The 26,742-nt window shown below is 60.5% G+C and carries 25 protein-coding genes and 2 pseudogenes; 6 read left to right on the top strand and 21 right to left on the bottom strand.

Going from position 1 to position 26,742, the window contains the following annotated elements; genetic code table 11:
* Window positions 1-384 precede the first annotated feature (384 nt).
* The 3 genes from AAFO90_RS19865 to arcC are packed head-to-tail and all read left to right on the top strand — an operon-like array spanning window position 385 to window position 3,349.
* Window positions 385-1,404, top strand: coding sequence for an arginine deiminase (locus tag AAFO90_RS19865; RefSeq protein ID WP_347510501.1), 1,020 nt, complete (start codon window positions 385-387; stop codon window positions 1,402-1,404).
* Between the two features lie 24 nt (window positions 1,405-1,428).
* A complete protein-coding gene (gene argF / locus AAFO90_RS19860) occupies window positions 1,429-2,430 on the top strand; it encodes an ornithine carbamoyltransferase (RefSeq protein ID WP_347510500.1) in 1,002 nt (333 codons plus the stop codon).
* A 4-nt stretch (window positions 2,431-2,434) separates the two neighbouring features.
* Complete coding sequence (arcC, locus tag AAFO90_RS19855) at window positions 2,435-3,349, top strand: carbamate kinase (RefSeq protein ID WP_347510499.1); 915 nt, start codon at window positions 2,435-2,437, stop codon at window positions 3,347-3,349.
* A gap of 85 nt (window positions 3,350-3,434) precedes the next feature.
* On the opposite strand, the gene lgt is transcribed toward arcC, so the two are convergent.
* The 11 genes from lgt to AAFO90_RS19800 all read right to left on the bottom strand — a co-directional run bounded on the left by lgt (window position 3,435) and on the right by AAFO90_RS19800 (window position 13,950).
* Window positions 3,435-4,358: a prolipoprotein diacylglyceryl transferase gene (lgt, locus tag AAFO90_RS19850; protein WP_347510498.1), complete on the bottom strand. Its 924-nt coding sequence runs from the start codon at window positions 4,356-4,358 to the stop codon at window positions 3,435-3,437.
* On the bottom strand, window positions 4,352-5,692 hold the full coding sequence (locus AAFO90_RS19845; RefSeq protein ID WP_347510497.1) for an APC family permease: 1,341 nt from the start codon (window positions 5,690-5,692) through the stop codon (window positions 4,352-4,354). Before AAFO90_RS19845 ends, lgt begins: the two co-directional genes overlap by 7 nt.
* A complete protein-coding gene (locus AAFO90_RS19840; protein WP_347510496.1) occupies window positions 5,689-6,492 on the bottom strand; it encodes a hypothetical protein in 804 nt (267 codons plus the stop codon). Before AAFO90_RS19840 ends, AAFO90_RS19845 begins: the two co-directional genes overlap by 4 nt.
* The gene (locus tag AAFO90_RS19835) at window positions 6,485-7,096 is read right to left on the bottom strand and encodes a VTT domain-containing protein (protein ID WP_245962868.1); all 612 of its coding nucleotides are present in this window, start codon (window positions 7,094-7,096) and stop codon (window positions 6,485-6,487) included. The genes AAFO90_RS19840 and AAFO90_RS19835 overlap by 8 nt, the downstream gene beginning before the upstream one ends.
* A gap of 85 nt (window positions 7,097-7,181) precedes the next feature.
* On the bottom strand, window positions 7,182-7,607 hold the full coding sequence (locus AAFO90_RS19830) for a DUF6010 family protein (RefSeq protein WP_339647592.1): 426 nt from the start codon (window positions 7,605-7,607) through the stop codon (window positions 7,182-7,184).
* A gap of 97 nt (window positions 7,608-7,704) precedes the next feature.
* Complete coding sequence (locus tag AAFO90_RS19825) at window positions 7,705-8,091, bottom strand: DUF302 domain-containing protein (protein WP_339647591.1); 387 nt, start codon at window positions 8,089-8,091, stop codon at window positions 7,705-7,707.
* A gap of 172 nt (window positions 8,092-8,263) precedes the next feature.
* Entirely contained in the window at window positions 8,264-8,896 is a 633-nt protein-coding gene (locus tag AAFO90_RS19820; protein ID WP_347510495.1) for a calcium-binding protein, read from the bottom strand.
* Window positions 8,897-9,252: 356 nt separating this feature from the next.
* A complete protein-coding gene (locus AAFO90_RS19815) occupies window positions 9,253-10,170 on the bottom strand; it encodes a DMT family transporter (protein ID WP_347510494.1) in 918 nt (305 codons plus the stop codon).
* A 106-nt stretch (window positions 10,171-10,276) separates the two neighbouring features.
* Window positions 10,277-11,155 carry a cation diffusion facilitator family transporter gene (locus AAFO90_RS19810; RefSeq protein ID WP_347510493.1) on the bottom strand — a complete coding sequence of 293 codons (879 nt, stop codon included), beginning with the start codon at window positions 11,153-11,155 and terminating at the stop codon, window positions 10,277-10,279.
* Window positions 11,156-11,303: 148 nt separating this feature from the next.
* Window positions 11,304-12,005, bottom strand: coding sequence for a copper resistance protein B (locus AAFO90_RS19805; protein WP_347510492.1), 702 nt, complete (start codon window positions 12,003-12,005; stop codon window positions 11,304-11,306).
* A 25-nt stretch (window positions 12,006-12,030) separates the two neighbouring features.
* Window positions 12,031-13,950, bottom strand: coding sequence for a copper resistance system multicopper oxidase (locus tag AAFO90_RS19800; RefSeq protein WP_347510491.1), 1,920 nt, complete (start codon window positions 13,948-13,950; stop codon window positions 12,031-12,033).
* Between the two features lie 924 nt (window positions 13,951-14,874).
* On the opposite strand from AAFO90_RS19800, the gene AAFO90_RS19795 reads away from it, so the two are divergent.
* Both AAFO90_RS19795 and AAFO90_RS19790 read left to right on the top strand, forming a co-directional pair.
* On the top strand, window positions 14,875-15,333 hold the full coding sequence (locus tag AAFO90_RS19795) for a cytochrome c (protein ID WP_347510490.1): 459 nt from the start codon (window positions 14,875-14,877) through the stop codon (window positions 15,331-15,333).
* Window positions 15,334-15,725: 392 nt separating this feature from the next.
* Window positions 15,726-16,259 carry a plastocyanin/azurin family copper-binding protein gene (locus tag AAFO90_RS19790; protein ID WP_347510489.1) on the top strand — a complete coding sequence of 178 codons (534 nt, stop codon included), beginning with the start codon at window positions 15,726-15,728 and terminating at the stop codon, window positions 16,257-16,259.
* Between the two features lie 253 nt (window positions 16,260-16,512).
* Here AAFO90_RS19790 and AAFO90_RS19785 read toward each other — a convergent pair whose 3' ends face one another.
* Complete coding sequence (locus tag AAFO90_RS19785) at window positions 16,513-17,481, bottom strand: DMT family transporter (RefSeq protein WP_290919221.1); 969 nt, start codon at window positions 17,479-17,481, stop codon at window positions 16,513-16,515.
* Window positions 17,482-17,590: 109 nt separating this feature from the next.
* Complete coding sequence (locus tag AAFO90_RS19780; RefSeq protein WP_347510488.1) at window positions 17,591-18,235, bottom strand: hypothetical protein; 645 nt, start codon at window positions 18,233-18,235, stop codon at window positions 17,591-17,593.
* A 330-nt stretch (window positions 18,236-18,565) separates the two neighbouring features.
* Here AAFO90_RS19780 and AAFO90_RS19775 point away from each other — a divergent pair.
* Window positions 18,566-18,759: pseudogene (locus AAFO90_RS19775) on the top strand (IS256 family transposase); the annotation flags it as partial.
* Between the two features lie 21 nt (window positions 18,760-18,780).
* Here the strand turns inward: AAFO90_RS19775 and AAFO90_RS19770 are convergent.
* From AAFO90_RS19770 to AAFO90_RS19735, 8 genes and pseudogenes are all read right to left on the bottom strand, one after another.
* Window positions 18,781-19,467 carry a DUF6629 family protein gene (locus tag AAFO90_RS19770; protein WP_230802076.1) on the bottom strand — a complete coding sequence of 229 codons (687 nt, stop codon included), beginning with the start codon at window positions 19,465-19,467 and terminating at the stop codon, window positions 18,781-18,783.
* Window positions 19,468-19,727: 260 nt separating this feature from the next.
* Window positions 19,728-21,074, bottom strand: coding sequence for an ISKra4-like element ISSusp3 family transposase (locus AAFO90_RS19765; RefSeq protein WP_347510487.1), 1,347 nt, complete (start codon window positions 21,072-21,074; stop codon window positions 19,728-19,730).
* A 132-nt stretch (window positions 21,075-21,206) separates the two neighbouring features.
* On the bottom strand, window positions 21,207-22,565 hold the full coding sequence (locus tag AAFO90_RS19760) for an NADH-quinone oxidoreductase subunit N (protein WP_322346497.1): 1,359 nt from the start codon (window positions 22,563-22,565) through the stop codon (window positions 21,207-21,209).
* Window positions 22,565-24,025, bottom strand: coding sequence for an NADH-quinone oxidoreductase subunit M (locus tag AAFO90_RS19755; protein WP_347510486.1), 1,461 nt, complete (start codon window positions 24,023-24,025; stop codon window positions 22,565-22,567). Before AAFO90_RS19755 ends, AAFO90_RS19760 begins: the two co-directional genes overlap by 1 nt.
* 17 nt (window positions 24,026-24,042) lie before the next feature.
* Window positions 24,043-25,938, bottom strand: a complete 1,896-nt coding sequence (locus tag AAFO90_RS19750) for a proton-conducting transporter membrane subunit (RefSeq protein WP_347510485.1) — start codon at window positions 25,936-25,938, stop codon at window positions 24,043-24,045.
* Complete coding sequence (nuoK, locus tag AAFO90_RS19745; RefSeq protein ID WP_347510484.1) at window positions 25,935-26,246, bottom strand: NADH-quinone oxidoreductase subunit NuoK; 312 nt, start codon at window positions 26,244-26,246, stop codon at window positions 25,935-25,937. Before nuoK ends, AAFO90_RS19750 begins: the two co-directional genes overlap by 4 nt.
* Entirely contained in the window at window positions 26,243-26,614 is a 372-nt protein-coding gene (locus tag AAFO90_RS19740; protein WP_347510483.1) for an NADH-quinone oxidoreductase subunit J, read from the bottom strand. The genes nuoK and AAFO90_RS19740 overlap by 4 nt, the downstream gene beginning before the upstream one ends.
* A 19-nt stretch (window positions 26,615-26,633) precedes the next feature.
* Window positions 26,634-26,742: pseudogene (locus tag AAFO90_RS19735) on the bottom strand (IS5/IS1182 family transposase); the annotation flags it as partial.

Below are 26,742 nucleotides of genomic sequence, written 5' to 3'. Positions count from 1 at the left end.
CTTCCTGCTCTTTGATCATCCCGATGATTTGCGCCTCGGTGAAACGGCTCTTACGCATTCGTCTGCTCCTACATAGGTTGGGCAGACTCTACTTCATGGTGAGGGATTTTGCGGGGGGCAGGTCACGAACCATCTTGATTAGACAGTCCCTCCGTCAAATCGCTAACGCTCAGAAATGTGTGGCCCAGCGAGGATGGCTTTCGTCGATCACCAGAGCATGGCTGTGCCTGCGATGCCCCTTCAAGTGGGGATGATCAAGTGGCAGGTTGTCGTGCGTGTGTTCAAGCTCCACGGGATCGCTCGCTGGCCAGAGTTTCAGAGCGGCGAGCATGCCAGTGGCCGCGAGAAGCGCCAGACCGATCAGCGCAGGAACGACACGATGCGATGGTGCTGCTGGGCGAGACGCTGGACATTTCCGAGGCGCGCAAATGGGTGCTTGATCACCGTATCACCCGCAATGACGTGGGCGTCGGGATGCGGGATGATCTGCGCGGCTGGATGGAAGCCCTGCCCGGAACCGATCTTGCGCGGTTTCTGGTAGGCGGCATCACGGTGGACAATCTGCCGTTCACGCCCTCCGGCATGTTCGGCAGTTATCTCGGCCCGCACGGTTTCGTGCTGCCGCCGCTACCGAATTTCATCTTTACACGCGACAATTCGGCCTGGGTCTATGGCGGCGTCAGCCTGAACCCGATGCATTTTGCGGCACGGCGACCCGAAACGCTGCTGATGGCGGCAGTCTACCGGTTCCATCCGACATTCGCGGGTCGGGTAAGGGTCCTGTTCGGCGATCCGACGCGCGAGTTCGGCACCGCCACGCTGGAAGGCGGTGACATCATGCCCATCGGCCACGGTGTCCTCATGGTCGGCATGGGCGAACGATCGACGCCACAGGCGGTGGGCCAACTGGCCGAGGCGTTGTTCGAGGGTGGCGACGTGACGCGCGTCATCGCCTGCCAGATGCCCAGTTCGCGCGCAGCGATGCATCTGGACACCGTTTTCACTCATTGCGGCGGCGATGTCGTGACCACGTTCAAGGAAGTGGCGGATGCCATTACCTGCTATGACCTGCGCCCGGGTGCCGGCAAGGCGGCGCTCGATATCCGTCGCGACGCCCGCCACCTGTTCGAGATCACGGCGGAGATCCTAGGCTACAAGAAACTGCATCTGGTGCCCACCGGCGGGGCCGACGCCGCGGAGCAATCGCGCGAACAGTGGAATGACGGCAACAATGTGCTGGCGCTGCGCCCCGGCGTCGTCATCGGCTATGACCGCAACGACGACACAAACGCCGCGCTGAAGGGGGCCGGGATCGAGGTTCTGGCCATCCCGGGTGCCGAACTTGGCCGGGGCAGGGGCGGCAGCTACTGCATGAGCTGCCCAACCATCCGCGACGCAATCTGAGCACCCCGACGACAAGGAAATCCCATGTCCTACAATCTTCGAAACCGCCATTTCCTGACGCTGCGCGATTTCAGTTCTCAGGAGATCGCCTTTCTTCTGAAACTCTCGGCCGATCTCAAGGCCGCCAAGTATGGCGGCTATGAGGTCCCGCGCCTGACCGGCAAGGAAATCGCCCTGATCTTCGAGAAGGACAGCACGCGCACCCGCGTGGGGTTCGAGGTCGCGGCCCACGATCAGGGCGCGCATGTCACCTATCTTGGTCCTTCGGGGTCGCATCTTGGCAGGAAGGAAACCGTCAAGGACACCGCCCGCGTTCTGGGGCGCGTCTATGACGCGATCGAATATCGCGGTTTCGGCCAGCCCATTGTCGAAACGCTGGCGCAATATGCCGGTGTGCCGGTCTACAACGGGCTGACGGACGAGTTCCACCCGACGCAGATTCTCGCCGATTTCCTGACCATGCAGGAACATTCCGACAAGCCGCTGCGCGAGTTCGCCTATTGCTTCATGGGCGATGCGGGCAACAACATGGGTGACAGCCTGCTGATTGGCGGCGCCAAGATGGGCATGGACGTGCGTTTGTGTGCGCCGGAAAACCTCTGGCCAACGGAAGCAATACGCAGCGAGGCCACAGAAATTGCTGATCGAACCGGTGCTCGGCTAATGCTGACCGATGCGGTAGACGACGCGACGCAGGGCGTCGACTTCATTTACACTGATGTTTGGGTCTCAATGGGCGAACCAAAAGAAAAATGGGCTGAGCGAATAGATCTGCTCAAACCTTACCGGGTGACAAAGCAGGTAATGGCGCAAACCGGCAATCCGAGGACCAAGTTCATGCATTGCCTACCGGCGTTCCACAATGCCGAGACCGAGCTTGGTGCCGAAATCGCCAGCCAATTCGGCATCACGGCGATGGAAGTCACCGAAGAGGTTTTCGAAAGCCCGGCCTCCATTGTCTTCGATCAGGCCGAGAATCGGCTGCACACCATCAAGGCGGTGCTCGTCGCCACGCTTGGAACGTAAGGCCATGCTGGTTGTCGCAGCCCTCGGGGGGAATGCGCTGTTGCAGCGCGGCGAACCTCTGACCGCAGAGGCCCAACGCGCCAACGTCGCCACTGCGGCGGCATCGCTGGCACGGATCATCGAGGCCGGCCACCAACTGGTTGTCACTCATGGAAACGGGCCGCAAATCGGCCTGTTGGCACTTCAGGGTGCCGCCTATAAACCCGATGAGGTGTTCCCGCTGGATGTGCTGGGGGCGGAAACTGACGGCATGATCGGCTATCTCATAGAGCAGGAGCTCGAGAACGCCCTAGGCCACGACCGCCCGGTCGCGACACTGCTGACCCAGGTCGAGGTCGACCCCAAGGACCCTGCCTTCGCCAGACCGACCAAGTTCATCGGCCCGGTCTATGACAAGGCCGAAGCCGAACGGCTTGCGCAGGCGCGGAGTTGGAGCATCGCCGCGGATGGTGCGCACTGGCGGCGTGTTGTGCCCTCACCCATGCCGATGGACATTCCGGATTTGCGGGTGCTCCAGCTCCTGCTCGAGCAGGACGTGACGCTGATCTGTGCAGGTGGCGGCGGCATTCCGGTCGTCCGTCGGCCGGACGGATCGCTGATCGGGATCGAGGCGGTGATCGACAAGGATCACGCCACAGCCCTTCTGGCGCACAAGCTGAACGCCGACGCGCTGTTGCTGCTGACGGATGTCGAGGCCGTGTTTCGCGATTTCGGCACCGAGGCGCAATCTGCCATCGACAGGATAACGCCGGAAGACGCCGGGCATCTCGATCTGCCCGACGGGTCGATGGCACCCAAGGTGGCCGCCGCCGCGACTTTCGTATCCGATCGCGCGCGTTTCGCCTCCGTGGGCCGCCTGGAGGATGCGCTTGCCATGCTGGAAGGCCGCGCGGGAACGATGATCGCCGAGGCGGACTGAGCGCGAACACAGCACCACCGGCGGGGTGGCGAGCGGCTGGGGCAGCCGCGCCCCGAGCCAACACCGACACCGGTCGACCGGAAGGTCAGGCGGTTCGGTCCACCCTCTGCGCCGTGTTCCCTGCCGGCGGTCTGAAAGCCCACCAGATCAGCCCCAACCCGATCAGGACCATCGGAAAAGACAACGCCTGCCCCATGGTCAGACCCCAGTCTCCGAAATGCAGGGCATGTCCGACCGGGTTTCCCTCGCTCACGAACTGCATGTCCGGTTGCCTGAAGAACTCGACGAAGGCCCTGGACAGGCCATAGCCAGCAAGAAACATCCCCGTAAGGGCGCCGGGCCTTTTCAGCCAACCTTTTCGCCACGCCAGAACCAGCAGCAGGATGCCCAACACCAAGCCTTCGAGAAGCGCCTCGTAGAGCTGCGAGGGATGCCTTGCGCACAGCCCTTCGACCCCCGGGCAGGACTGGGCCATATCGCCGGGAAAGGTCACGCCCCAGGGCATCTGCGTCGGACGCCCCCAAAGCTCGTTATTGGTGAAATTGGCGAGGCGCCCCAGAAAGAGGCCCGGAGGCGTCGCTAGGGCCAAGAGGTCCGTGGTTCCAAGAATCGGGGTCTTTTCGCGGATGCAGAACACGGTCGCCGCGATCGCCACGCCAAGAAAGCCGCCATGGAACGACATGCCGCCCTGCCAGACCATCAGGATTTCCAAAGGGTTTTGAAAGTAGTATTGCGGCTGGTAGAACAGGACGAAGCCGAGGCGCCCGCCAAGGATCACCCCCAGTATCATCCATGTCAGAAAGTCCTCGAGCTGCTTCGCGGTCATTGGCGGCCCCGACTCCGGCCACAGCGCAGCCCGCCTGACCGCGCGGACGCAAAGCCGCCAACCAATGAGAATGCCCACGATATAGGCCAACGCATACCAGCGCAGCGCCAGGTGAAAGCCACCGATATCGACCGAAAAAAGTTCGGTGCCGATATCCGGGAACGGGATGGCAGCGGTCAGCATGTCTTGTCCTTATAGGTTTCAGCGTGAGAGTCATGGTGGGCATCGCCGTCCCGCAGGTGGCGCAGGTAGAACCGTTCAAAGGCGAAGACAGCTGCCATCAACACGAGGGAGATGAATACGATCAGCGGGTCGCTTTGCCATTTCAGCACCGCGAAGGCCGACAGTACGACGATATCCAGGGTAATCGCTGTCACCAGGACGGCCCCCGCGGCGCCGATCTCGTGCCGGAGATGGCGGAACACGCCCCAGTGGATGATGATGTCCATGACAAGGTAGAAAAACGCCCCCAGAGACGCGATCCGGCTGAGGTCGAAAAATACGGTCAGGAAGCCCGCGATCACCACCGTGTAGATAAGGGTGTGATCGCGAATCGCACCCTTCATTCCGAAATGGCTATGGGGAATCAGCTTCATGTCGGTCAGCATGGCCAGCATGCGTGACACCGCGAAGATGCTCGCGATCAGCCCTGAGGATGTGGCGACGATCGCCAGAAGAACCGTCAGGTAAAAGCCCGTCCGGCCCAGGGTCGGCCCTGCGGCCTCGGCCAGCGCATAGTCCTTGGCCGCGATGATCTCCTCCAGGGTCAGGCTGGAGCCGACGGCGAAGGCGACCAGAAGGTAGACGATCACACAGATGCCGATGGAGGCGATGATCGCCCGGCCGACATTGCGGCATGGGTCGGTCACTTCCGCCCCGCTGTTGGTGATTGTGGTGAACCCCTTGAAGGCCAGGATCGACAGGGCTACGGAGGCGACGAAACCGCCGATCTGTGTCGATTGACCGTCCGTCGCCGCCTCGAACGAGACGCCACCCGCCCAGAGCGCGGCCGCGCCGAACAACGCGATGCCGCCGACCTTCAGGATGGCCATGACGATGGAGAACAGGCCAACGGATCGGTTGCCTGCCGCGTTGATGAAGTAGGAAAAGACGATCAGCCCTACGCCGAGGGCCGGCAAGGCCCATCCCGTTCGCTCGAGCCCCATGCCTTCCAGCAGGTAGGTGGCGAAGGTCCGTGCCACCAAGCTTTCGTTGATGACCATTGACAACGCCATCAGAAGCGCGGCGGCCGCGGCGATGGTCGTGCGGCCATAGGCCTTTTGAAGGATCATCGCAATGCCGCCGGCCGAGGGGTAGGCATTTGACATCTTGACATAGGTGTAGGCACTGAACGCGGTGACGAGCGCACCCGCGATGAACGACAGTGGAAAGAGCGGCCCGGCAAGCTGCGCGATCTGCCCGGTCAGCGCGAAGATGCCCGCTCCGATCATCACGCCCGTGCCCATCGCAATCGCGCCAGCCAGTGTGATGCTGTTCGCCTTGTATTCCGACTTCATTTCAATGCCTCCGCCTGATCATAGGTATCGCCGGATCGGGCCGACGGCCTCGCGCCGCGCGCGCGCCAGCACATGTCACAAACCGGATCACCGGCCGAGAGCGTCCTGGGCCTGCGGTAGTGTCCCCGCCGGCCGTCGCCGGCGATGATATCCGCGCCGGGCCAGTCATAGAGGCACCAGCTCTGTCGGAACGCCTCCAGCAGTTCGGGGTCCGCGCGGCGCGTCGCCACCTTGCGCGCGAAACTCTGCGGAGGACAATGGGTGAAATGCGTTTGCAGATCGTCACCCTTCCGGAAGACGCGCGTTTCGTAGCCGGGTGCGCCGACCGGGCGGAACGGAAAAACCAGCAGGGTTCGAATCGTCCAGCGCAGCCTGCGTCCGGGATTGCGGCTGACGACCCGCGCAGGTAGCGATGACAGGCGCAGCATGCGGCTGTAGAGATCCCAACCGATATCGGCCACGACCGAATGCGCGCAATCCGTTCCGACCCCGTGCCGTCGCAGCGCCGCATCGGCGGCGAGGGTATAGACGGCGAGTTCGACCATCAGACGGCTTCCGCTGTTGGGGAGGGCGTGCAGCCCGGCGATCTCCCGCATCTCTTCAACGACCCGGTCCAAAGTCTCGAGAAACCTGTCCCTGTCCTGCCGCAGCCAGCGCATCGTGCCGCCGTCCTCGTCGTAAAGCGTCCGGTTCGCCAGATGCCAGCGACAGGTCCGGCGCAGTTCCCGCCTCAGGCACCAGCGCACCGTCCTCCAGTGGAACGGCGCGGGTTGCTGCGGTGATGTGCGCGGGTCAGTCATGCGCTGCCTCCTTACGGCGCTGCTCCCTGATTGCCACGACGACAAGCGGGGTCAGGGTCAGCACGCCCAGTCCGACGGCCGCCCAGGCGGCCCGCCCGGGCTCGCCGCTGACCGCTTCGTTGCCGAAATGGGCCAGGATGAAACTGGCCGGGATGATTCCGGCGAGGGTCGCGAGGGCGAACCGCCAGAAGTGGAGGCAGCTCAGCCCGGCGGCGTAGCTCACGATATCGAACGAGATGAAGGGCATCAGCCGACTGGCGAACACCGTGAACGTCAGCGCGTTCTGCGAGCCCAGCCACCCCCTGTCCACGCTGTCGCCGAGCCACCTGGTCAAAACGTCCCGGCCGAGGAGCCTCGCCAGCGCGAAAGCCACCATCGCGCCCAGCTCGGCCCCGATGACGATGTAAATGGTGCCGATCGTATGGCCATATGCCGCACCCGCCGCGAGGGCGATGGGGGCGCTCGGTATCGGCGTCGCGACGATGGCGACCGTCATCAGCAGGATGATGACGGTGGGCCCCCATGCACCTGCGGCATTCACCCAAGCCGAGACCCGTTCGCCGCTCAGGCTTTCGACGAGCCCGGAGAGTGGGCCGAGAAACAGCGCCGCGACGGCCGCAATGAGTACGGTCGCCACGGCGATCTTCACGATGGTTCGGACGGGGATGCCATGCGCCAACAAACGGGCCTCATTCCAGATAAAGTACAAGAAAGAACGCGGCGGCGAGCAGGTCGAAGACGACGCAGAAGGGGATGTACCATTTCGGCACGGGCGCGCCGAACGCCCCGTTGTGGTGCAGCAGGTCCCAGACGGCATGCGCCGCCAGCCCGAGCGGCAGCGCGAGCGGGGACCACAGCAAGCCGGCCAGCGCCACGATGGCGTAGAAGATGGCGACGCCAAGCTCCATCCAGAAGATCCGTGTGGCACCGTCGGACGCGCCGAAGCCGATATAGGTCCCCCCGATCAGGGCCAAGGTCAGGGCCGCGATCGCCACCGAGACGTCCTCGCTCACCAGCAGGTGCACCGGCGCGAAGGCGAGGAACAGCCCTGCCCCGACGGCGCTCGGCCCCAGCGTTCGGACAAGGGTCCAGGTCCGGGTTTCGTCGGTTGTCATCTTGCGGGTACCCCATTTTAACTGGTCGATTCGGCGGTTCCATTTAACCATAGAGATTCCAGCAGCTGGAAGGTCAAGGTCTGATGCCGACGCGCCGTCAGGCGGCGTTGACCACTGCTCGCATAATGTCACGAACTTCACCCGCGACCCCGTGCAGCGCATTGCTTTCGATGGCCTGCATGGATGCCACCGGGTCGATGGCACTGATCTCGGTGCCGCCTTCGACGTCTCGAAGGACGACATTGCAGGGCAGCATCGCGCCAACGCGCGGCTCGATTTCGATGGCCTTGTACGCCATGTCCGGGTTGCAGGCCCCGAGGATGCGATAGGGCGCCATGTCGGCACCAATCTTGTTCTTCATCGTCGCCTTGACGTCGATCTCGGTCAAGACGCCGAAGCCTTTCTCGGCCAGCGCCTCACGGACTCGGGATTCCGCTTCGTCGATATCGGCGCCTTGCAGAGTGCGATCATAGGTATAGCTCATTGCGATTGCCTTTTCGCTCGCTTGGACAGGTATTTAACCAGTGCCAAGACCCCCAGCACAGCCAATACGAAGATGAGCAGCATTCACAGGCCGCCCATTCCAAAACCCATCATGTCGATTTCCTGTTTCGGGAGTGGCGACAGCACCGGCCCGGGGGCCGGCGCCGCTATCCTCAGTTGCTGCCGGTGCCGCCGGAATTGCCCATGCCGGAGCCCATGCCGGAGCCCATGCCCTGGCCGCTGCCAGCTTGGCCCTGCTGCATCTGGCCCATGCCGGAACGCATCTTCTTCATGCGCTCCATCTTCTTGGCCGGGGCGGTCATTTCATCGCCGGTGATGGCGCCGTCTCCATCCGCGTCCAGATGCTGAAACCGGTCGACCATCTTCTCGCGGATCATCGCGCTGTGCAGCGCCTCGAACTCGGCGATGGACAGCGTGCCGTCACCATCGCTATCATATTCGGACAGTTTGGCCTGCAGCTGTTCCCGCATCTCCTGCGGCGTCACGTTGCCGTCACCATCGGCGTCGAGCATCGGCATCATGCCGCCGCCGTGGCCGCCCATCATGCCGCCATCCATCATGTCGCCATGCATGCGGTGCATCTTCATCATCATCTTCATCATGCCGGGCATGTCGCCCATCCCGGGCATATCGCCCATCATGCCGGAGCCGTCGCCCTGCATCATCATTCCACCTCCGGCGGGTTTGGGTTTGGAACCATGACCATGGTCGTTTTGCGCATAAGCGGCCCCACCGAGCGCGGTTGCAGCTACCACCGACAGGGCGAGAAATGAGTGTCGAAACATGGTGATCTCCTTTATTGCTGAATCACCACCCCGAGGTATGATTTACAAAGGCCCGTGTCAGCTGGTGCCTCCAGACTTTGGTGTAACGTTTTGTATCGAAATGCTGGGCAGAAGTTCCTCACACGGATTCGATTCGCGCTTCCAAAGACAACTCTGGCACTCGAATCCGAATGACCAAACTGGCTTTTCTTGAACCCCCACAATTGCCGGGCCTCGCCTTCACCGAGCGCCAGTGAGAACGTGCACAGCGGGCCAACATCACAGAGCTGACCAATCGCCTGCTTAAACGGCTTAGCGATCTGGTAGGTAGCGAGGGGCGTGGCAGCGGCCTTACTCGTCAAGCTCCACAGCGCTTGTCACTCTGCGCACTGACAGGGGTGGGCCGCTATATCGGGCCGATCACGGGTCATCATCCGCGTCAGCAGAAACCCGGCCAAAAGCAACAGCGCGCCACCATAGATCATGCCCTTGGCCGGGACCTCGGCAAAGACCAGAAAACCCAGTGTACTCGCGACGACAGGTGAGACGATGATGTCGACGAGGGAATAGACGTTCGCATTTAACGTCTTTAGGACGATAGAGATTCCGAAATAGGCAAATCCCGTAGATACCAACCCAAGCGCCAGCGCCCATACACCAGCCGGTACGATGATGCCCAGCCTCTTGTTTTCCGCCATGCCCAGCACATCTCCGGTGCCGTAGATCAACAGCGCCGGCGAGAGGACAATAGCCGCCGTCAGCATCGACCACGCGATATCGTTGCCCGTCTCTGACTTACCCTCGTATCGCATGTAGGTGATCATCGCCGCATAGATCGCGCCGTCGGTAAGCGCGACGAGATTGCCGATCAAGTATCCACCTGAGAGGGGTTTGGCGAGCGCGATGCCGACGATGGCGATACCGAAAACGAGAACGTGGCCGAAGCCTGCCTTCTCGCCGAGGAACATCGCCGAGAATATGAACGTAAAGAAGGGTGCCACGCTCCAGAAAATGACGGCATTGGCGATCGGCACCAGCGTCATGGCGTAGTTGAAGACACTGATCTGCGTCGCGATAAGAACACCGATGACAATGGTGTCTTTCAAATTCCCCCAGGGCAGGCGGATCGGTCGGCCTGTGGCGGCCGGCAGCGCGAGCATCAGGAAGGCGGCAGCTGTCAGGATCGCATAGAAATTCAACGTATGAATCGGAATTCTGCCGTCGGTCAGCTTGACGAAGACACCGATCGTCGCCTCGGACAAGGTGATCAGAAGGAGAAGCAATATAGTTTTCATATCTGGTTGCCGATCTGGCTAAGAGCATGGCTAGGCGACGCGCAGAGCGGCCCAATTAATCCAGGAATTTCGCAGCCCGGCAGTCATAGATGCGCATCGGGTGCGGTCAGGCCTGATTGTGGTTCGCGCCCGCAGTTGTGTCGATGGCTTCTGCACCGCTTTCATCAAGGCAGAGGTCCTCCACCTGCAAGGTGATGAAAAAGAAGCCAAAGCGCTTGCGCAACATATTATGGGCTGTCTTCAGTGTCTCCTGCGGATCGGCCCCTTGACCGACACGCAGGTGAGCCGAAAAGACATATTTGCCGCTGGTCAATGCCCACGCGTGGACGTGATGTGCGTCCGCAATGCCATCCACCGCCTCCAGGTTCCGCGTGACCTCGCCAAGGCTTACATCGACCGGGGTACCCTCCATGAGCAAGTGCATGGAATCACGCAGAATCCCCCAGCTTGCCCAAACCAAAACGAAGCCAAAAGCCATACCAAGAATTGGATCGATGAGCAGAAAACCGGTAAACTTTATGACCAGTGCAGTGATGATGATCAGCAGACTCCCAACGAAGGTCTGGATGATGTGCCAGAGCGCACCCTTGACGTTCAGATCGCTCTGGCTCTGCTTCCAGATCAACCCGAGCGAGATGAACTCGGTCACAAGGCCGCCAGCCGCTGCCCACAGCATTGGACCGGTCGGCAGATCAATAGGAGATCCCAGCCGCATTGCCGCCATAACGATCACCACGATCGCCATGGCAAGCAGGAACCCGCCATTGACCAGCGCGCCGATTATCTCCGCGCGATACCAGCCAAAACTGCGATCCTCATCTGCCGGACGGCGGGCAAGTCGTGCTGCAATGATGGCCACAAGGACGCCTCCCACAGCGGAGAAGGTGTGGAACGCATCCGAAATCACAGCAATGGAGCCGGTCCAGAGACCGATTGTCATCTCAATGATGAAATAGACGCCCGTTAGCCAAGCTGAAATTGCCATGCCTCGTCCGCTCTGTGGCATGTGACCTGCGTGTCCCTTACCGCCCATCATGGTCTCCTTTTCAGTTTGGTTGTTTGAACTTCGATGCATCTTCTGGGAAGAAAAGCATCTTCGGGCCGCCCCGGCCTTCAACCGGGGCGGCCAATTTTCAGAACATCAGACGCGTACCGATCACGATCGAGAATGCATCCGTATCGTCGCCATTGGCGCGGAGAATATCCTTGGTGTCGCCAAACGAGGCTTCATAGTTGACGCCGATATAGGGAGAGAACGCGCGGTCGATAACGTCGTAGCTGAGCCGTGCCCCGAGCTCGACAACCGCACCACCCGCGCCCCGTTCACGCGCCAGATCATCCTTGAGAGGCAGATCGATTTCGATACTCGGCGTGAGGATCAGCCGATTGGTCAGAAGCGCCTCATATTCTGCCTCGAACCGGAAGAAGGGGTGATCAGAGATGAAGAAATCGGCATCGATCTCGAACCACTGCGGTGCAAGTCCCTTCACGCCCACCACGCCAGCGTAGCGGTCGGGAGCACCGTTCGGAGTGTCCGCATAAGCCCCCAGAACGGCGTCGAAGAACGTCGAGATCGGGAACTGCAGACGAATCTGGTTTTCTAGCTTCTCGAAATCATCCGATGTTAGTCCAAGCTCCGCCTCGCTTCGCCAGACGAATTTCAGCTCATCTGTTCCCGCGAGGGCATCAAAATCCCAGACAAAGGCATCCTCGCCATCCATCGAGCGATACTCGAACTGCTCAGCTTGAAAGCCCCAGATCAGAGGCTCAGCGTGTGCAATCTGAGCCAGGGGCAGAAGGAGGCCGGCTAGTCCGGCCAGTTTGAAACGTTTCATCATGATTTTCCTTGTATTGACTGGCTCAGGCCGGGCGCCCTCTGACCACGACTTTGCGGAACATACCCCCGTCGGCGTGGTAGGAGAGGTGGCAATGGAAGGCCCATTGTCCGGGAGCATCGACCTCAACTTCCATATCGACCGTGGTGCCGGGCTGAACGCTCACCGTGTGCTTGATAGGATTGCGCGAACCCTGACCGGTATCAACGATCGACCACATCCCGTGAAGGTGCATCGGATGCGCCATCATCGTTTCGTTGATGAACCGGATACGCACGCGTTCGCCATAGTTGAGCACGATAGGATCAGCGTCCTCGTATTTTACATCGTTGATCGACCAGATGTACCGTTCCATATTTCCGGTTAGACGCAGTTCAATGGTGCGCGACGGAGCACGGTTCCGATAGAGCGGCCGTGCGGCGCGCAAATCCTTGTAAGACAAGAACTTTCCGCCATTATAGGCTTTGGGCGTCAGCCCGCTGCCGGGTGCGTAGAACGGATCGCCTCCTTCTGACATCGCCATGCCAGAATGATCCATCCCTTTCATGCCAGGTTTGCTTGAACCGGACATCTGCGAGTGGTCCATACCTTTCATCGCAGGTTGCGTCGACATCTCCATCTTGGAATGGTCCATGCCTTTCATGGTCGAATGGTCCACTGCCTGCGCTGCTGGAGCGGTCGCGGAACCCATGTTGGAATGATCCATGTCCTGCATGGCCGAATGGTCCATACCAGTCATGTCTTGCATGCCACCCACGTTCTGCATGACGTGGTTACCCATATCCATGCCCCCCATCATCCCGCTCATGTCGGCCATGGTGAGCAAAGGCTTGGGTCGGAGAGGTGGCACCGCCCCGGCATAACCCTCCTTTGGTGACAGCGTCCCGCGAACCAGGGCGGTGCGGCCCATCGACTCGGCAATGATGCTATAGACCTTGTTTTCCCGCGGCTGGACGATGACGTCATATGTCTCCGCCACGGCAACACGCAACTCGTCCACCGTAACCGGTTTGACGTCGTTGCCGTCGGCCTGGACCACGGTCATCTTCAGGCCCGGGATTCGCATGTCGAAATAGGTCATGGCCGAGGAATTGACGATCCGCAGGCGGACCTTCTCACCGGGCCGGAACAGCCCAGTCCAGTTCTGCGAGGTGCTCCGCCCGTTGATCAGGGCAGTAAATCCCTGCACATCCTCAATATCTGTCGGCATCATCCGCATCCGGCCCCACATTCCGCGATCCTTGAGCGCAGCTTTCAAACTGTCCTGACGCGAGTCCTCGATCAGGGTCTGCAAGGTGCGTTGCGAGCGATTGTAGTAATCCGGCATCCTCTTGAGATTCCGCATAATCCGGCTGCCCGGATGCGGGTGCTTGTCGGCCAGTTGCACGACATAATCACGATCCGCCCGAATCCGTTCACCGTCGCGCGGCTCGATTACGATGGCCCCGTAGGCACCATCGGGTTCCTGAAAGCCCGAGTGGCTGTGGAACCAGTAAGTTCCCGCTTGCTGGATCGGAAACCGGTAGGTGAAGGTTTCACCCGGAGCGATACCGTTGAAGCTGATACCGGGGACGCCGTCCTGCTGGAAGGGCAGGATCAGCCCATGCCAATGAATTGAGGTGCTCTCGCGGAGGTTGTTGGTCACGTTTATGGTGACTTCCTCGCCTTCCTTGAACCGCAGGATCGTTGGAATCTGGCTCTTGTTGTAACCGACGCCCATTTTCCGAAAGTTCCCAGTATCTATCCGAACCCGGTCGACAGTGATATCATAGGTCCCTTTCGATGTGATCTTTGGCGATCCGTGCGCGCGCAATACCGTCGGCACGGCAAGCGCGGCAGCCGCAGTCAAACCGAACTGACGCCGGGACAGACCTTTTGCCAGATGTTCCGACGAACTGAGCGCTGTATCGGAAAGCGCACACTGTTTTGCTTTGAAGAGTCGCATACTCTTCTCCTTTGTGATGATTGAGTCGAAGGTTCGCCCGATCAAGGCAGACCTCGAGTAGTTTCCGAGGAGTGATCCCGCGAGTACCCGAGGTGTTTCAGGACCACCCCAACAGGGGAGCCCGTCACACGTTCACGCCGTTTCTTATTTGGGCGAGACCGGAAACCTTAGCCGTAAGATGCAGGGATGAGAATCGAAGCCCGTTCAGACTCGCGGAGGGGGCGAAGACGCTTCCGGCTTCAAGCTTTCTGCGTCGACCGCGCGAGACCCATGATAAACGGGAACAACAAGGAGCTTCGGTTCGGGTAGCGCATGATCGACGTTAGAAAAAGTGACGCAATGCACCATCATACCAGGGCAACCGGGGATAGTATCGTCCGCCACAAGATGTGCGTCACAATCACGAACGTCCATCGCGGCAACGTGGCTCCAATCTTCTTGCGGCAAATCGTCTTCAGACACGACAAACGTCATGGCCGCTAGCATCAAGACGATGAGCGACAAGATATGAGCCATCCGTGTCAGTCTGAAAAACCGCATAAGTCCCGTATCCTTTCGTGACTTAAAAAAGCGCGATTGCCATCAAAGATCAAGGATACATTTCGCTACATTAATTAGGCTCCTAAGACGTCGATTTTTCTTGACCTTCGAGATCTAAAACGTAGCCTCCCTTCGAAAATTATGGGGTGTTTTGAGGTCGAATATGCGACATTCAACAATGGGTTTTCCTGAAAGGTCCCGGTTCCTTCTAACATCAAAGGTCAAGTGTGACGACGGTCACTGCCCCGTTTTGCAAGAGCCATTGATCGAGAAAATTGACCAGCTAATCCCATCCCATGGCGAAAGTTCTTCATTCGAATATCGTGAGGTACGGAGCGCCGTCGATACGGCTGCCCCAACCATCTTTAAAATGGACGCTGAAATATGAGCAGACTTGGCTCGATCATCACCGGAGTTCTGGCCGTCGGGAGCGGTGCGCTTGTACGGCAGGTCATGCGTCCTGCACCAAGTCAGACGGGGCATTCCACGACGCCGCCCAACACGTCGGGTATTGCTGAAGGGGCGCCCATCTTCGAGGTGAAACTGCCGGAAAACTTGGCGTCCCTCGGGCAAATGAGAAAGCGCGCTTCCAATACGAAATGTGCGTCCTGCCACGGGACGAACGCAGCGGGTCGTGAAGGGAAAGGCCCGCCTCTGGTACACAAGATCTACAAACCCAGCCACCATTCGGACATGGCCTTCGTGATGGCGGGCAAGAATGGTGTCAGGGCGCATCACTGGCGCTTTGGGACCATGCCGCCGGTTGACGGTGTGACGGATACTGACATGAAGGCGATCACGGCCTATGTGCGCGCGCTTCAGAAGAAAAACGGGATATTCTGATGACATTGACGCGGAGCTTGGGCGTAATCCTTATCGCGTGTCTCATGGTTTTTTCGGCTTCCGTCGTTCTTTCAAGTGAGACAAGTGAGTACTTCGGGGCATCCGGTGCCGATCATGTGCGGTATGCACAGGAAAGCAGCGCTTCCGTGCGTCATGAACATGGCGACGCCGACCGGTCAGAGGACTGTCATCCGGGCATGGCCTGTTCGTTATCGGCAATCGGCACCCAACGGAAAGATATCACCCAGACACAATGTGCTTCTCACGTGAAGCCGGTCACGGTCGCACGCGTGGCGGACCGGTTCACGCCGCTATCTGATCCGCCGCCCCCGCGACAGGCGATTTGATTTCAGACACTCAACTCTACACTCGGCCGACACAAGGAACCCGATATGAAACCTTATCTTACACCTATCGCAAGCATCGCATTGCTCCTGACAACCTCAGCCGCCTTTGCAGGGCCCGGCCACGGCGACGGTCACGATGATAACCATGCAGCCATGATGGGGCAGCCCGGCGACGCGGCAAAGGCAGACCGCGTCATCAACGTCAGCATGACCGAGATGGCGTTCGAGCCGTCGAGCATTGAGGTCATGGAAGGGGAGACCATTACCTTCGTGGTCAGCAACGACGGCGAAATCGTGCATGAGTTCAATCTCGGCACGGAAAAAATGTGGCAGGGCCACTTGGACGAGATGATGAAGATGATGGACACCGGCATGATGACGGTCGACAAGATCAACCACGACAAGATGATGCAGGCCGGCATGATGCATGACGATGCTAACAGCGCTCTTCTGGAGCCAGGTCAAACGGCCAAAGTAACCTGGACCTTCGGCGAAAAGACTGAATTGGGCTTTGCGTGCAACGTGCCCGGACACCGTGAATCCGGTATGGTCGGTGAAATCAGCTTTATGCAGCACTGAGTCATTGACTCGTCTCACAGCGATTGAGTCGATAGCAAAGTCTTCAGAGAAGGGCGCTCATGGCGCCCTTTTTTGTATTTTCAGTTCCCTAGACCAACATGATATCGCTTCATGGCCATCGCCCGAGCTTTGAAAATCGACCGCCCATTTTCAACGACCTGACAGTTTCGTCCACTAGGCCTCCTAGGTCTGCACGAGGTACCCGGTGTCGTTCTGCCTGAAGACGACCATCCGGCCTTACGGCCCACTGCGTTTAACACGGCAGGGCGCAGTTGTGACTTTCGGATGCGCGCTGCTTATCTTGCTGGCTTGCTTCCTTGACGCGGTGCGCCCAGGTCACAAGCCCGATGCTTGAGAAAACAAGCACAAAGCCGACCAGGTGGATCGGGTAAAACTTATCCCCAAGCCAGAGGTATGACAGAGCCAGCGCAGACGCTGGCATCGCACTCATATAGCCCGACGCCGTGCTTGCAGACACTTGGCTCAACCCGCGAAACCAGATCAACGTTCCGATTGCGAGCGGGCCCATGCCCCAGACGACTATCGCGATCCATGCGTTCAGCGAAGGTTCGGCAAAGTCGAAGCTCGTGGCCTGGTAGAGTCCAGGCCCGGCAAAGAGCAGCACGGCCACCCAGACGATGAGCGGCAAGGCGACGACGGGGCTCAATTCCCTGATCATCTGCTTTCCCAGAATCGAATAGAGCGTCTGGCTGGCCACTGCGCAGAAGACCAGCACGCTGCCGAGAACGAGAGTCCAACCCGATGCCTGGATCGACTGGCCCGACACGTTGATCACGAGCACACCGGCGACGGCCAGCGTAATGGCCAAGAGCTTGCGCCAACCCAGGCTGTCACCCATGAAAACCACCGCTGCCGTGGCCATCGCCGCCGGACTCAGGCTCATCACGACCGAACCGACCACACCGTTCACGCGTTGCATGCCGTAGAGCAGGAACAGTGTGAAAGCAACGATGCCCACGCCGCCGATCACAACGATCTTGATCCAGTTCTGCCGGGATATTTGGGGCAGTTGTTTCCGGTAGATGAAGAGGAAGGGCGTCAATGCCAGAGCAGCTATTGTCAGACGGAGAAAGGGCCCGAGGAAGACGGGGAAGGCTTCTGACACGATCTTGGCGGACGGGGTGCCGGTGCCGAACAGCGCCATGCCGAAGAAGAGTTGAGCATAAACCAGCAACTGGCGTTTGAAACTCGCGTCCGTCATCTGTGCTCCTACACTCGCCGCAAAGTTTGGCTCCATGGACCATTTCGAAAATTCAGAGAATTCCCTTTAAGTATGGCCCGAGGGCTGCATTGGCCGAAATTGGCGCTCGTCAGGCCTTCCCCCACCAGACGAGCAAGGCAGCAAAAGCGGTCATCGCGGTAACATAAAAAGCAAATATTACAAATGCAAACAATACGGACCCAGATCGCCCCGGAAATGCCTTGGCAAGCTGGCCCAACCCCTCCGAATTCTCGACAGCCGTGACATAGAGCGGCAGCGCGCTCACCAGCGTGGCGTAGAGATAGACGCCCGAGATGTTCTCAAAAAGGAACGAACGCACCAGCGTCGGCGCAACGACCCGCAGGGCCGTCGCACGGCTCCCCCCAAAGGATCCGAACCAATCAGCTGACAAGAAATAGATCAAGGCATGCAGCCCGACAAAACCGAGCACACGCACGGGCAGGTCTGCAAGAACGATGGAACTGAGTTTGTAGCTGCGACCCGGAGTTGCAACAATCCACGCAAAGAGAAAGAAACTCACGTAGTTCAACAAGAAGACAACCGGAAGACCGTTCGTCACGACCTGCCGCAAGAACCTGCTGAGCGGCGGACCACCACCCAGCAGAAGAGTGCCGAAGCCGGGGGGCAGTATCACGTAAGCCAGAAGCACCGGGATCAGGCCGAGGAGGCTGAAAACGAGTGCATTTCGCGCGAAACGCAGGGCCGGCATGTTGATGGCGAAATGTTTCCGCATGAACCGCAATCTGACACGCTTGTTGAATGAAGGTCGATAGCACGATTGTGGTGTAGGAAATGGATTAGCAGCCAGCCTAATTAATGCTCGATGCTTTTTCGCCTTTGGGTCGAACAGGATAGATACCTGTGCGCCTAGCGCGCCCCGGTAAAAAATTTCGTGAAAGTGTAGGAGCGTTAAGGGCTAGGGCCAAAGACAAAGAATGGTGCTTTGGGGCGAGTCACCGATGCCAGCCCATGCCGTCGGGTACGAACAACCATGCGTTCGGGTTCTACTTGGCCCAACGTCCAATTTTTTGGGCTACGAAACCCTGAACCAGATGGAATAACGATGACCGACGAGAGAATGGCGCTGTTCGTCTGACCAAAAAGCAGGCCGAAAGGGATCTGGTGCGCGAGATGCTGGCCTATGCGGCCGCCCGGATCATGGAGGTGGAAGTGGAACTGCGCACCGGCGCCGCGAACGGCACGCGGTCACCGCTGCGCGAGGTTCAGCGTATTGGATACCGGGAATGGGACAGGGATGTGCTTGTCGGCACCGCGGCGTCAGGCAAATAGTTCAGGGCACTCACGGGCGCATTTATTAGTCAGGATAATGTAGACCAGATGCAGCGTTGCGAGACCCGCCAGCAGGCAGAAAAACGAAATATATGCGAATTGCAGGAAGGCGATATCGACCACGATCACCGCCCCCAGCGTCAGGGCGAAATGGCGCATGTGTTTGTAATGCGACAGCGCTGGCGGGAGGGTGATAAGGGTCACATAGATTGTATTGGTCAGCCAGCGTGGCATCATGAAATCCAGCCACATGGATTTTTCATAGGCCAGAGACTGATTGTTGACCTCGACCACCACCATGTCACTGTTTAGCCCGTGCGGTATGTAAAGCAGCAGTCCGAAAGCCAGCCCGATCAACGCCATGAGGCGGAACAACCGCTTTCGGGGGCTGTCGTCCGGTTCAAGCACGTAGACCGAGAAGGGGACCCAGATCGGCCACATGAACCAGGTGAAAAAGATGAACCCCATTGCCCCCCACAAAACCGTCAGGGGATCGTTTCCGTTCATGCCGACCCAGACAAAACCCTCGGTAAACTGCTGCAGTCCGGCGAAAAGCGGCATCAGGGCAAGCGGGAGATAGCGTTTGTTGCGCCGCCAAGCCACAATTGAAATGGCCGTGCCGCCGCCAACAAGAAAAACACTGGCGGCAAAGCTGACTTGAGCGGACAGGCACATTTGACTTCCCTCTGTCCTGTTTGTTCGGATCGTCAATCATGCAACGCTAAATCACCGGCCATCCAATTGGAAGAAACCAATTGGAGACCTGTGTTCTTGAAGTCCCAAGCCCGGAATTTTCGGAGAGCTGTAATGATCCGCAGCTCAAAGCGTCTGTGCATAACGGCAGCATGGCCGCTGGCGTTAGTTTGATTGTGCCGTTCTGCTTAAACCCTTAACACTTTAGAGAGTCGAGCACGGGAGTGGGCAAAACTTGGTGGTTAAGCGGCCCGCTTTGAGACGCCTAGCCTTCCGTCAAGCACAGCGGCCCGAGTGACGGCAACCCGATGCGCGCCCCGCGGTGACCATCTCATGCGCCGCCGCTTGCCCATGCGGGTGTTGCCGATGTCATCAACACAGCCTTCTGCCCGAGACGACGAAACTGCGAGGCCATTCCGGTGTCGATGGCCGTAGTCCACGAGCGCGTCAAAGTTGTTCGCAAGGTAGGAATAGAGATCCTGGCACCGGGCTTTGACGCGCCTGGCCGCTTCTCGTAATTCTCGGGTTTCGGCGTGCAGACGATCGCAATCGATCTGAAGAACCTTGAGGATTGTCGCGGCGGTCATCACTTTGCCGTGCCAAAGGTACCAACGCAGTGTATCAGCAGGTCGCTCGAAGAGTAGCGGCAACCCTGAAAAGCCCTTCGATTGCAGAAGGCCCCGCACCGCATTTTCAATGTGCTTGACCCGCATCGAGATATGCCACCAGTCCAGTATGTGGGTGACGGGACCTCGAACGGCACGCCTCACCAAATTCGGCAGTGCAGGTTCGCCGTCTGAAATCACGGTCACTTTGCTCTGACCGTCCCAGCCCTGCGCGATCAGGTCATGTCGGAGTTGCTTTGCAGGAGAACCGGCGGCTTGCTGCACGAAACCAAACCGCCGGCTCATATTGGGGCTTTCAACCTTGCCGACTACAACATCGAGGTGCCGCTTCTGGTATTCAGGTCGACATCGTATGTGCGCACCATCTAGGAAAAGGGTTAGTGGTGATGGCGGCGCGATTGTATCCGCGTCTCCTTGGCTTACGTCTTCGTGGCCTAGCTCGTCGGCGATGCGACCCAAACGATTTCGAACGGTCGTGTTCAATTGAGCCGAACAGGGCATGAACATTTCGATCAATCGAGCGGCTTCCCGAAACGAGTGCCTGGCCCCCAATTCAGCCTGCAGGCGCCGAAGTTCGGCAGTCGCACGGTCAGAGAACAACCCGGCAAGTGGTGATTGTGGCCCAGATTTCGCGACCTCAGCCGGTTGGCACAAGCAGCGTCGAAGCCTTGGCCACTTCACCCGAATTCGCCCGAAAAGAGTGTCGAGAATACGCCCTCGATCATCATGGATCGCGCGTTGTTTGCCACAGTCATCGCATTTCCGGCGAGCATCAAATGCTTCACCGACCTGATCTTGCACAATCGCTTCCTGCAAGCGCCTCAACAAGGTCTTTGCGTCGTCTAGGAGAAGGCCTAAATTTTCGGAACCAAACTCATCCGGCGCACGGCGAAGTCGACCGATATTGCGCCTCTTGGTTTCTCCATCGTCAAACGTCGTCTCGATAAAAATGCTTACATCCATGGTGGGTCCCGCCTTGTTCCGAAACCTTACCCTACCACGTCGACCACCAGGTTTTGCCCACTCCCATTAAGGGCTACGCGACAGATAGCAAGATCACCACTTTGACCGACTGGCACAAAACCGCGCCTTAAGTCAGCCGGGAAACACTCCCGCAAATAGCCCCATCAGCGCCGTGACCAGCGCGGTCGCACAGAGAACGACCAACAGCGGCGGCGCCATCTCAGTCCGGCCCGCATCGCCCTCGCGCGCCTGATACATCGACACCACTATGCGCAGATAGACCGCCAGCGCCAGCACGCTGTTGAGGATGCCGATCACTGCCAGCCACAGATAGCCGGCCTCGATCGCGGCGCCGAACAGCAGCACCTTGCCGACAAAGCCGAAGAGCGGTGGAATCCCGGTGAGCGACAGCAGGAACACGACCATCGCCACGCCGATCACCGGGCGCGCGCGGCCGAAACCCTTGAAATCGTCCAGATCGCGGCCCGCGATCATGATGACGGCAAAGGCCCCGAGGTTCATCGCCACATAGGCCGCGCCGAACACGATCACCGAAGGCAGCGCCAGCGGGCTGGTGCCAAGCGCCACGATCCCCAGCATGAAATAGCCCGCCTGCGCCACCGAGGAATAGGCCAGCAGCCGCACGACATTGGTCTGCACCAGCGCCGCCAGATAGCCGAATGTCATCGTCACCGCCGCGATCAGCGCGACGACGAACGGCCAGCCGGTGGCTACCGGCAGATCGCGCAGCACCTGCGCAAAGGCGAAGATCGCGGCAACCTTGGTGATGACCGACAGGAACGCCGCGACCGAGACCGGCGCGCCGTCATAGGCGTCCGGTGCCCAGAACTGGAACGGCACCAGCGCCGCCTTGTAGCCCAGCCCGATCAGCACCGCGACCAGCCCCGCCAGCGCGATCAGCGGCTTGTCCTGAAGCGCACCAAGCTCGGAAAAAAGCGTCGATCCGGCACCACCGAACCAGAAGGTCAGCCCGTAGATCATCACCGATCCGGTGACGGCGCCGAACACCAGATATTTCATCGCCGCCTCGGTCGCCGCATCGTCGCGCGGCCAGGCCACCATTGCGAATGATCCCAGTCCGGTCAGCACTACGCCAAGGACCAGCAGCATCATGTCGCCACCGCCCGCCAGCATCAGCGCCCCCAGCGTCACGAGGCAAAGCAGCGTATAGACACTTCCCTCGCGGTCCTTACCGGCGATCTCGGCCCACGTCATCAGAAGCGCCAGCGCGGTGCCTGGCAGCAGGATCAGCTTGGCCCAGCCGGACAGCAGATCGACGCGGTAGGTGCCGCCAAAGACGGTGGTGTCGGCCTCCAGCAGCGGAAGGGTCAGCGCGGTGGACAGACCCAGCCCGATCAGCCCGAACGCCAACGCCAGACGGGGCGCGCGCAGCATCTCGGCCACCAGCATCAGCACGACAGTGGAGGCCAGCATCAGCTCGGGAAACAGAAAGGACAGGTCGCGCGCCATTAGAATTGCAGTGCCCGCATCGTCGCATCAATCATGCCCAGCAACCAGGACGGCGCGACCCCGATAAGGATGATGAGGATGAGCAACGGCACGATGGCCAGCATCTCGCCGCGGTCCAGATCGGGCATCGCCGCCCATTTCTCGTTTGGCTCGCCCAGAAACACCGCCGCGATCGCGCGCAGGTAAAGCCCCGCCGTTACCACAATGGCGATAATCACCACGATGGCCCAGGGCTGCGCATTCAGCGTGGCCAGGAAGATCTGAAATTCAGCCGGGAAATGCGCCAGCCCCGGCAGCCCGAGCGAGGCAAAGGCCGACAGCACGAAGGCCCAGCCCAGCCATGGCACCTGCCCCAGCAGCCCGCCGAACGCGGTCATCTCGCGTTCGTGGGCGCGCGACTGCAACATGCCGACGAGAAAAAACAACGCCCCGGTGACGATGCCGTGGCTGACCATCTGCAAGGTCGCACCATTGAGCGCGACCGCCCGCAGGTCAGGGTCCAGCGTCAGCGCCGCCACCGCGACGCCGATCACCACATAGCCCATGTGGTTCACCGACGTATAGGCGATCATCTTCTTCAGATCTGACTGCGCCAGCGCCACGAAGGCACCGTAAAGGGCGCTGAATACGCCAAAGGCCAGCACCACCTGACCGGCCTGCGCAAAGGCGTCGGGCGTCATCTGTAAGGCGAAACGCACAAGGCCGTATGTGCCGAATTTCAGCATCACCCCGGCGAGGATCACGCTGCCCACGGTCGGGGCCTGCACGTGGGCCGCGGGCAGCCAAGTATGCACTGGAAAGGACGGGATCTTGACCGCGAAGGTGAACAGCATCGCGATCAGCGCCAGCATCGCCGCCAGCCCAGTCAGTGGCGGCGCCTCGATCCACAGCCGCATGTCAAAACTTCCCGTGGCCAGATACAGCCCGATGATCGCCAGCAACAGCGGCAGCGAGCCTAGCAGCGTGTAGATGAAGAACATCAGCCCGGCGCGCTGGCGTTCTTCATAGCCCCAGCCGACGATCATGAAGTACATGCCGACCAGCGACACTTCGAAGAAGACGTAGAACAGGAGCGCGTCCAGCGCCGCGAAGGTGCCGATCGACGCGGTCTCCAGCATCAGCATCAGCGCGACAAAGACCGCCGGGCGGTCGGTGATCCGCGCCGCATAGATTGCCGACAGGAAAAACAGCAGCGAGGTCAGCAGGATCAGCGGCAGGCTCAGCCCGTCGACGCCAACCCGGAAGGCAGCACCAATGGCCGGGATCCAGGCGATTTCCTCGACCTGCGCGAAACCGCCTGGCAGCGTGCCCCGCGCCCAGATCGCCAGCGTCACCACGAAGGTCAGCCCGGTGGTGGCGATGGAAACGCCATGGGCGATGCGCGCCGACTTGTTTGGCAGGGCCATCAGCAGCACGCCACCAAGAAGCGGCAAAAAGACGGAGATCGAGAGAAGGGGCATGGCGGGGTCGTCTTTCTTCAGGAGGACATCGGTAAGATCAGCAGCACCGCCGCGATGACGGCAATGCCCATGACGGTCAGGGCGAGTTCGCGGTGGATGAGCCCGCTTTGCAGCAGGCGCAGGCGGCGGCCGGCGGCAATTGTCCGGTCGACAAGGCCGAAGATCAGCCCGTCGATGCCATAGGTGTCGGTGTTTTCGGCGCCGTCGCCAAGGCGCAGGTTCATCCGGCCCACCTGAAGGGTCGCGGCATAAAGCCGGTTGTCTGAACGCTCGGCACTGGATGCGGTGCCAAGGCTCAAGATCCGCACAAGGCCAAGTTGCGACGCCAGCAGACGCCGTTCGAAACCTTCACAGGCGGCGGCAAAAGCCAGCGACGGGCGCAGCACCAGCCCGTCCATACCGCCCGCGACGGCAAAGCCGCGCTGCGCCATCGGCAGAACCGGCCCCATCAGGCGGGCAGGTTGGATGAACCAGCCCAGCACCAGGCCGCTCAGCGCCGCCATAAGCCCGAGGATCATCGCGGTTCCTTCCGGCGGCAGTTCGGCCTCAAGCAGATGTTCCAGCGGCGTGAAGGCGAACCCAAGCCCCGCCGCCAGCGCCGTCAGCACCGCCATGCCCGCACCCATCCAGCCCATCCCCTTGCCCAGAACGGGCTGGGCCTCGCCCTGCCACAGCACCCGCAGCGCCCGCGCCATATAGGCCCCGGTCAGCACCGTGCCTGCCAGCGCCAGCGGCGCGAGCCATACGACCCCGGGGGCCGCCAGCGCGGCGGCAAGGATCGCGTCCTTGGAAAAGAACCCCGCCAGCGGCGGGATCCCCGCCAGCGCCAAAGCAGCAATGCCGAAAGCGGCCAGCACCAGCGGTCGTGCCCGGCCCGCGCCCGCGACCGCATCCATGTCGGTGCTGTCGCGATCATGCTGGAACACACCCGCCCCCAGAAAAAGCGTGCTCTTTATCGCCGCGTGGGCGATAAGGTGCAGCAGCGCCGCCACCGGCACCCCCGCGCCAATGGCCAGCAGCATCAGCCCGTACTGGCTGGAGGTCGAGGCGGCCAGCAGCCGCTTCAGGTCCCGCTCGGCCAGCGCGATCAGGCCGGCAACGACGGCGGTGACGCCGCCCACCAGCCCGACCGCAATCAGCGCGCCTGCGGGCAGCATCGGGGTCACGCGGATCAGCAGGATCGCCCCCGCCGCCACCAGAGTCGCGGAATGCAGCAAAGCGGAGACCGGCGTCGGGCCGGCCATGGCGCGCTGCAACCAGTCCTGCAACGGCACCTGCGCCGACTTGCCCATCGCGCCGATCAGCAACAGCAACCCGGCGACCAGTGCGGGCGTGCCGCTAATCGCCAATGTAGCCGAGATTTCCGAGGTGCCGGCCCAGCCGATTAGCACAAAAATCCCCAGATAAAGGCCCAGATCGGCGCTGCGGGTGTACAGAAACGCCCGTGTCGCGGCACTGGGCACGCCGTCGCGGCCATGCCAGAAGCCGATCAGCAGATAGCTGGAAAAGCCGATCAGTTCCCACGCGGCCAGCAAGGTGATCCAGTCGCCCGCCAGCACCAGCGCCTGCATCGCCGCGACAAACAGCAGCAGGATACCGAAAAAGCGCGGCCTTTCGGGGTCGCTGCGCATGTAACCCACGGCATAGACCACCACAAAAGCCGCCACCGTCGCCACCATGGCCGAAACGACCGCCGTCAGCGGCGTCGCGACCAGCCGCAGCGGCATTTGCGGCAGGCCCAGCAGGACCATCTGCACCGCATTGCCCGCAATCGCACCCGCTAGAACCGCCATCGCCGCGAGGAACCCGAGGCCGACGCCCGCAAGCGCAATCGCTTCGGGTGCGCGGCGCAGCGCCAGCGCCACAAGCCCCGCCAGAAGCGGCGCGAGGAGGGTGAGTGCCAGCATCGTCATCCCTTCAACTCCCGCGCTTCTTCCATCTCGACCGATCCGCGCACCCGGAACCGCGCGATGGCAATGGCAAAGCCGACCGCCATTTCGACCGCCATCACCGCCATCACGATCAGCACGAACATCTGACCGGCAGGTTCATCGGGGTGCAGATAGCGCCAGAAGGCCACCAGATTGACCAGTGCTGCGGCCAAAATCAGCTCGACCCCCATGATGATCATCACCAGGTTGGTCTGGCTGAGCGCGCCGTAGAGCCCGACACCAAACAGCCCCGCGCCGACGCTGAGCGCGATCATCAGCTCCAGGATCATTTGCGCTGCTCCGCGTTGGGGACAATGGCCACCATCGTGGCCGCGATCATCGCCGTGAGGATGGTCAGCCCCGCCGACTGGAAAATGAACATCGACCGGCCCAGCAATTCGCGCCCCAGATCGGCGGCCTGTTCATGCGCGCCGGGCACCGACAGGGCGACCGGACCCCAATCTGGCAGCCAGACCAGCAGCAAGGCGGCCAGCAGCCCAATGCCCCCGGCCCAGAGCGACAGGCGTTTCTGGTGGGTCATGTCCATCTTGCCCAGGCCACCCGGATCCATCATGAACATCACCATGAAAATCGCCATCACGCTCATTTCCGTGGCCATCATCATGATCTGCAACACGCCCAGAAACTCGGCCTGCATGACTAGGGTCTGTGGACATTCATCGTGAGGCGATGATGGCAGCCGCGAGATGCCAATTGGCGGCGTAGCTGGACGTTGTCTTTTCGTAGCGGGTCGCTATGGCTCTGAATTCCTTGATCTTTGCGAAG

The sequence above is a fragment of the Phaeobacter sp. CAU 1743 genome (assembly GCF_039839315.1).
Lineage (GTDB): Bacteria > Pseudomonadota > Alphaproteobacteria > Rhodobacterales > Rhodobacteraceae > Phycobacter > Phycobacter gallaeciensis_A.
Note: the sequence above shows the minus strand (reverse complement) of the source record. Positions and strands in the feature narration are given on the sequence as shown.

Excerpts from the sequence above, each read along its gene's own strand:
- AAFO90_RS19865 (WP_347510501.1), top strand. The coding sequence starts at position 385 with ATGGTGCTGCTGGGCGAGACGCTGGACATTTCCGAGGCGCGCAAATGG.
- argF (WP_347510500.1), top strand. The coding sequence starts at position 1,429 with ATGTCCTACAATCTTCGAAACCGCCATTTCCTGACGCTGCGCGATTTC.
- arcC (WP_347510499.1), top strand. The coding sequence starts at position 2,435 with ATGCTGGTTGTCGCAGCCCTCGGGGGGAATGCGCTGTTGCAGCGCGGC.
- lgt (WP_347510498.1), bottom strand. The coding sequence starts at position 4,358 with ATGCTGACCGCTGCCATCCCGTTCCCGGATATCGGCACCGAACTTTTT.
- AAFO90_RS19845 (WP_347510497.1), bottom strand. The coding sequence starts at position 5,692 with ATGAAGTCGGAATACAAGGCGAACAGCATCACACTGGCTGGCGCGATT.
- AAFO90_RS19840 (WP_347510496.1), bottom strand. The coding sequence starts at position 6,492 with ATGACTGACCCGCGCACATCACCGCAGCAACCCGCGCCGTTCCACTGG.
- AAFO90_RS19830 (WP_339647592.1), bottom strand. The coding sequence starts at position 7,607 with ATGACAACCGACGAAACCCGGACCTGGACCCTTGTCCGAACGCTGGGG.
- AAFO90_RS19825 (WP_339647591.1), bottom strand. The coding sequence starts at position 8,091 with ATGAGCTATACCTATGATCGCACTCTGCAAGGCGCCGATATCGACGAA.
- AAFO90_RS19820 (WP_347510495.1), bottom strand. The coding sequence starts at position 8,896 with ATGTTTCGACACTCATTTCTCGCCCTGTCGGTGGTAGCTGCAACCGCG.
- AAFO90_RS19815 (WP_347510494.1), bottom strand. The coding sequence starts at position 10,170 with ATGAAAACTATATTGCTTCTCCTTCTGATCACCTTGTCCGAGGCGACG.
- AAFO90_RS19810 (WP_347510493.1), bottom strand. The coding sequence starts at position 11,155 with ATGGCAATTTCAGCTTGGCTAACGGGCGTCTATTTCATCATTGAGATG.
- AAFO90_RS19805 (WP_347510492.1), bottom strand. The coding sequence starts at position 12,005 with ATGAAACGTTTCAAACTGGCCGGACTAGCCGGCCTCCTTCTGCCCCTG.
- AAFO90_RS19800 (WP_347510491.1), bottom strand. The coding sequence starts at position 13,950 with ATGCGACTCTTCAAAGCAAAACAGTGTGCGCTTTCCGATACAGCGCTC.
- AAFO90_RS19795 (WP_347510490.1), top strand. The coding sequence starts at position 14,875 with ATGAGCAGACTTGGCTCGATCATCACCGGAGTTCTGGCCGTCGGGAGC.
- AAFO90_RS19790 (WP_347510489.1), top strand. The coding sequence starts at position 15,726 with ATGAAACCTTATCTTACACCTATCGCAAGCATCGCATTGCTCCTGACA.
- AAFO90_RS19785 (WP_290919221.1), bottom strand. The coding sequence starts at position 17,481 with ATGACGGACGCGAGTTTCAAACGCCAGTTGCTGGTTTATGCTCAACTC.
- AAFO90_RS19780 (WP_347510488.1), bottom strand. The coding sequence starts at position 18,235 with ATGCGGAAACATTTCGCCATCAACATGCCGGCCCTGCGTTTCGCGCGA.
- AAFO90_RS19770 (WP_230802076.1), bottom strand. The coding sequence starts at position 19,467 with ATGTGCCTGTCCGCTCAAGTCAGCTTTGCCGCCAGTGTTTTTCTTGTT.
- AAFO90_RS19765 (WP_347510487.1), bottom strand. The coding sequence starts at position 21,074 with ATGGATGTAAGCATTTTTATCGAGACGACGTTTGACGATGGAGAAACC.
- AAFO90_RS19760 (WP_322346497.1), bottom strand. The coding sequence starts at position 22,565 with ATGGCGCGCGACCTGTCCTTTCTGTTTCCCGAGCTGATGCTGGCCTCC.
- AAFO90_RS19755 (WP_347510486.1), bottom strand. The coding sequence starts at position 24,025 with ATGCCCCTTCTCTCGATCTCCGTCTTTTTGCCGCTTCTTGGTGGCGTG.
- AAFO90_RS19750 (WP_347510485.1), bottom strand. The coding sequence starts at position 25,938 with ATGACGATGCTGGCACTCACCCTCCTCGCGCCGCTTCTGGCGGGGCTT.
- nuoK (WP_347510484.1), bottom strand. The coding sequence starts at position 26,246 with ATGATCCTGGAGCTGATGATCGCGCTCAGCGTCGGCGCGGGGCTGTTT.
- AAFO90_RS19740 (WP_347510483.1), bottom strand. The coding sequence starts at position 26,614 with ATGCAGGCCGAGTTTCTGGGCGTGTTGCAGATCATGATGATGGCCACG.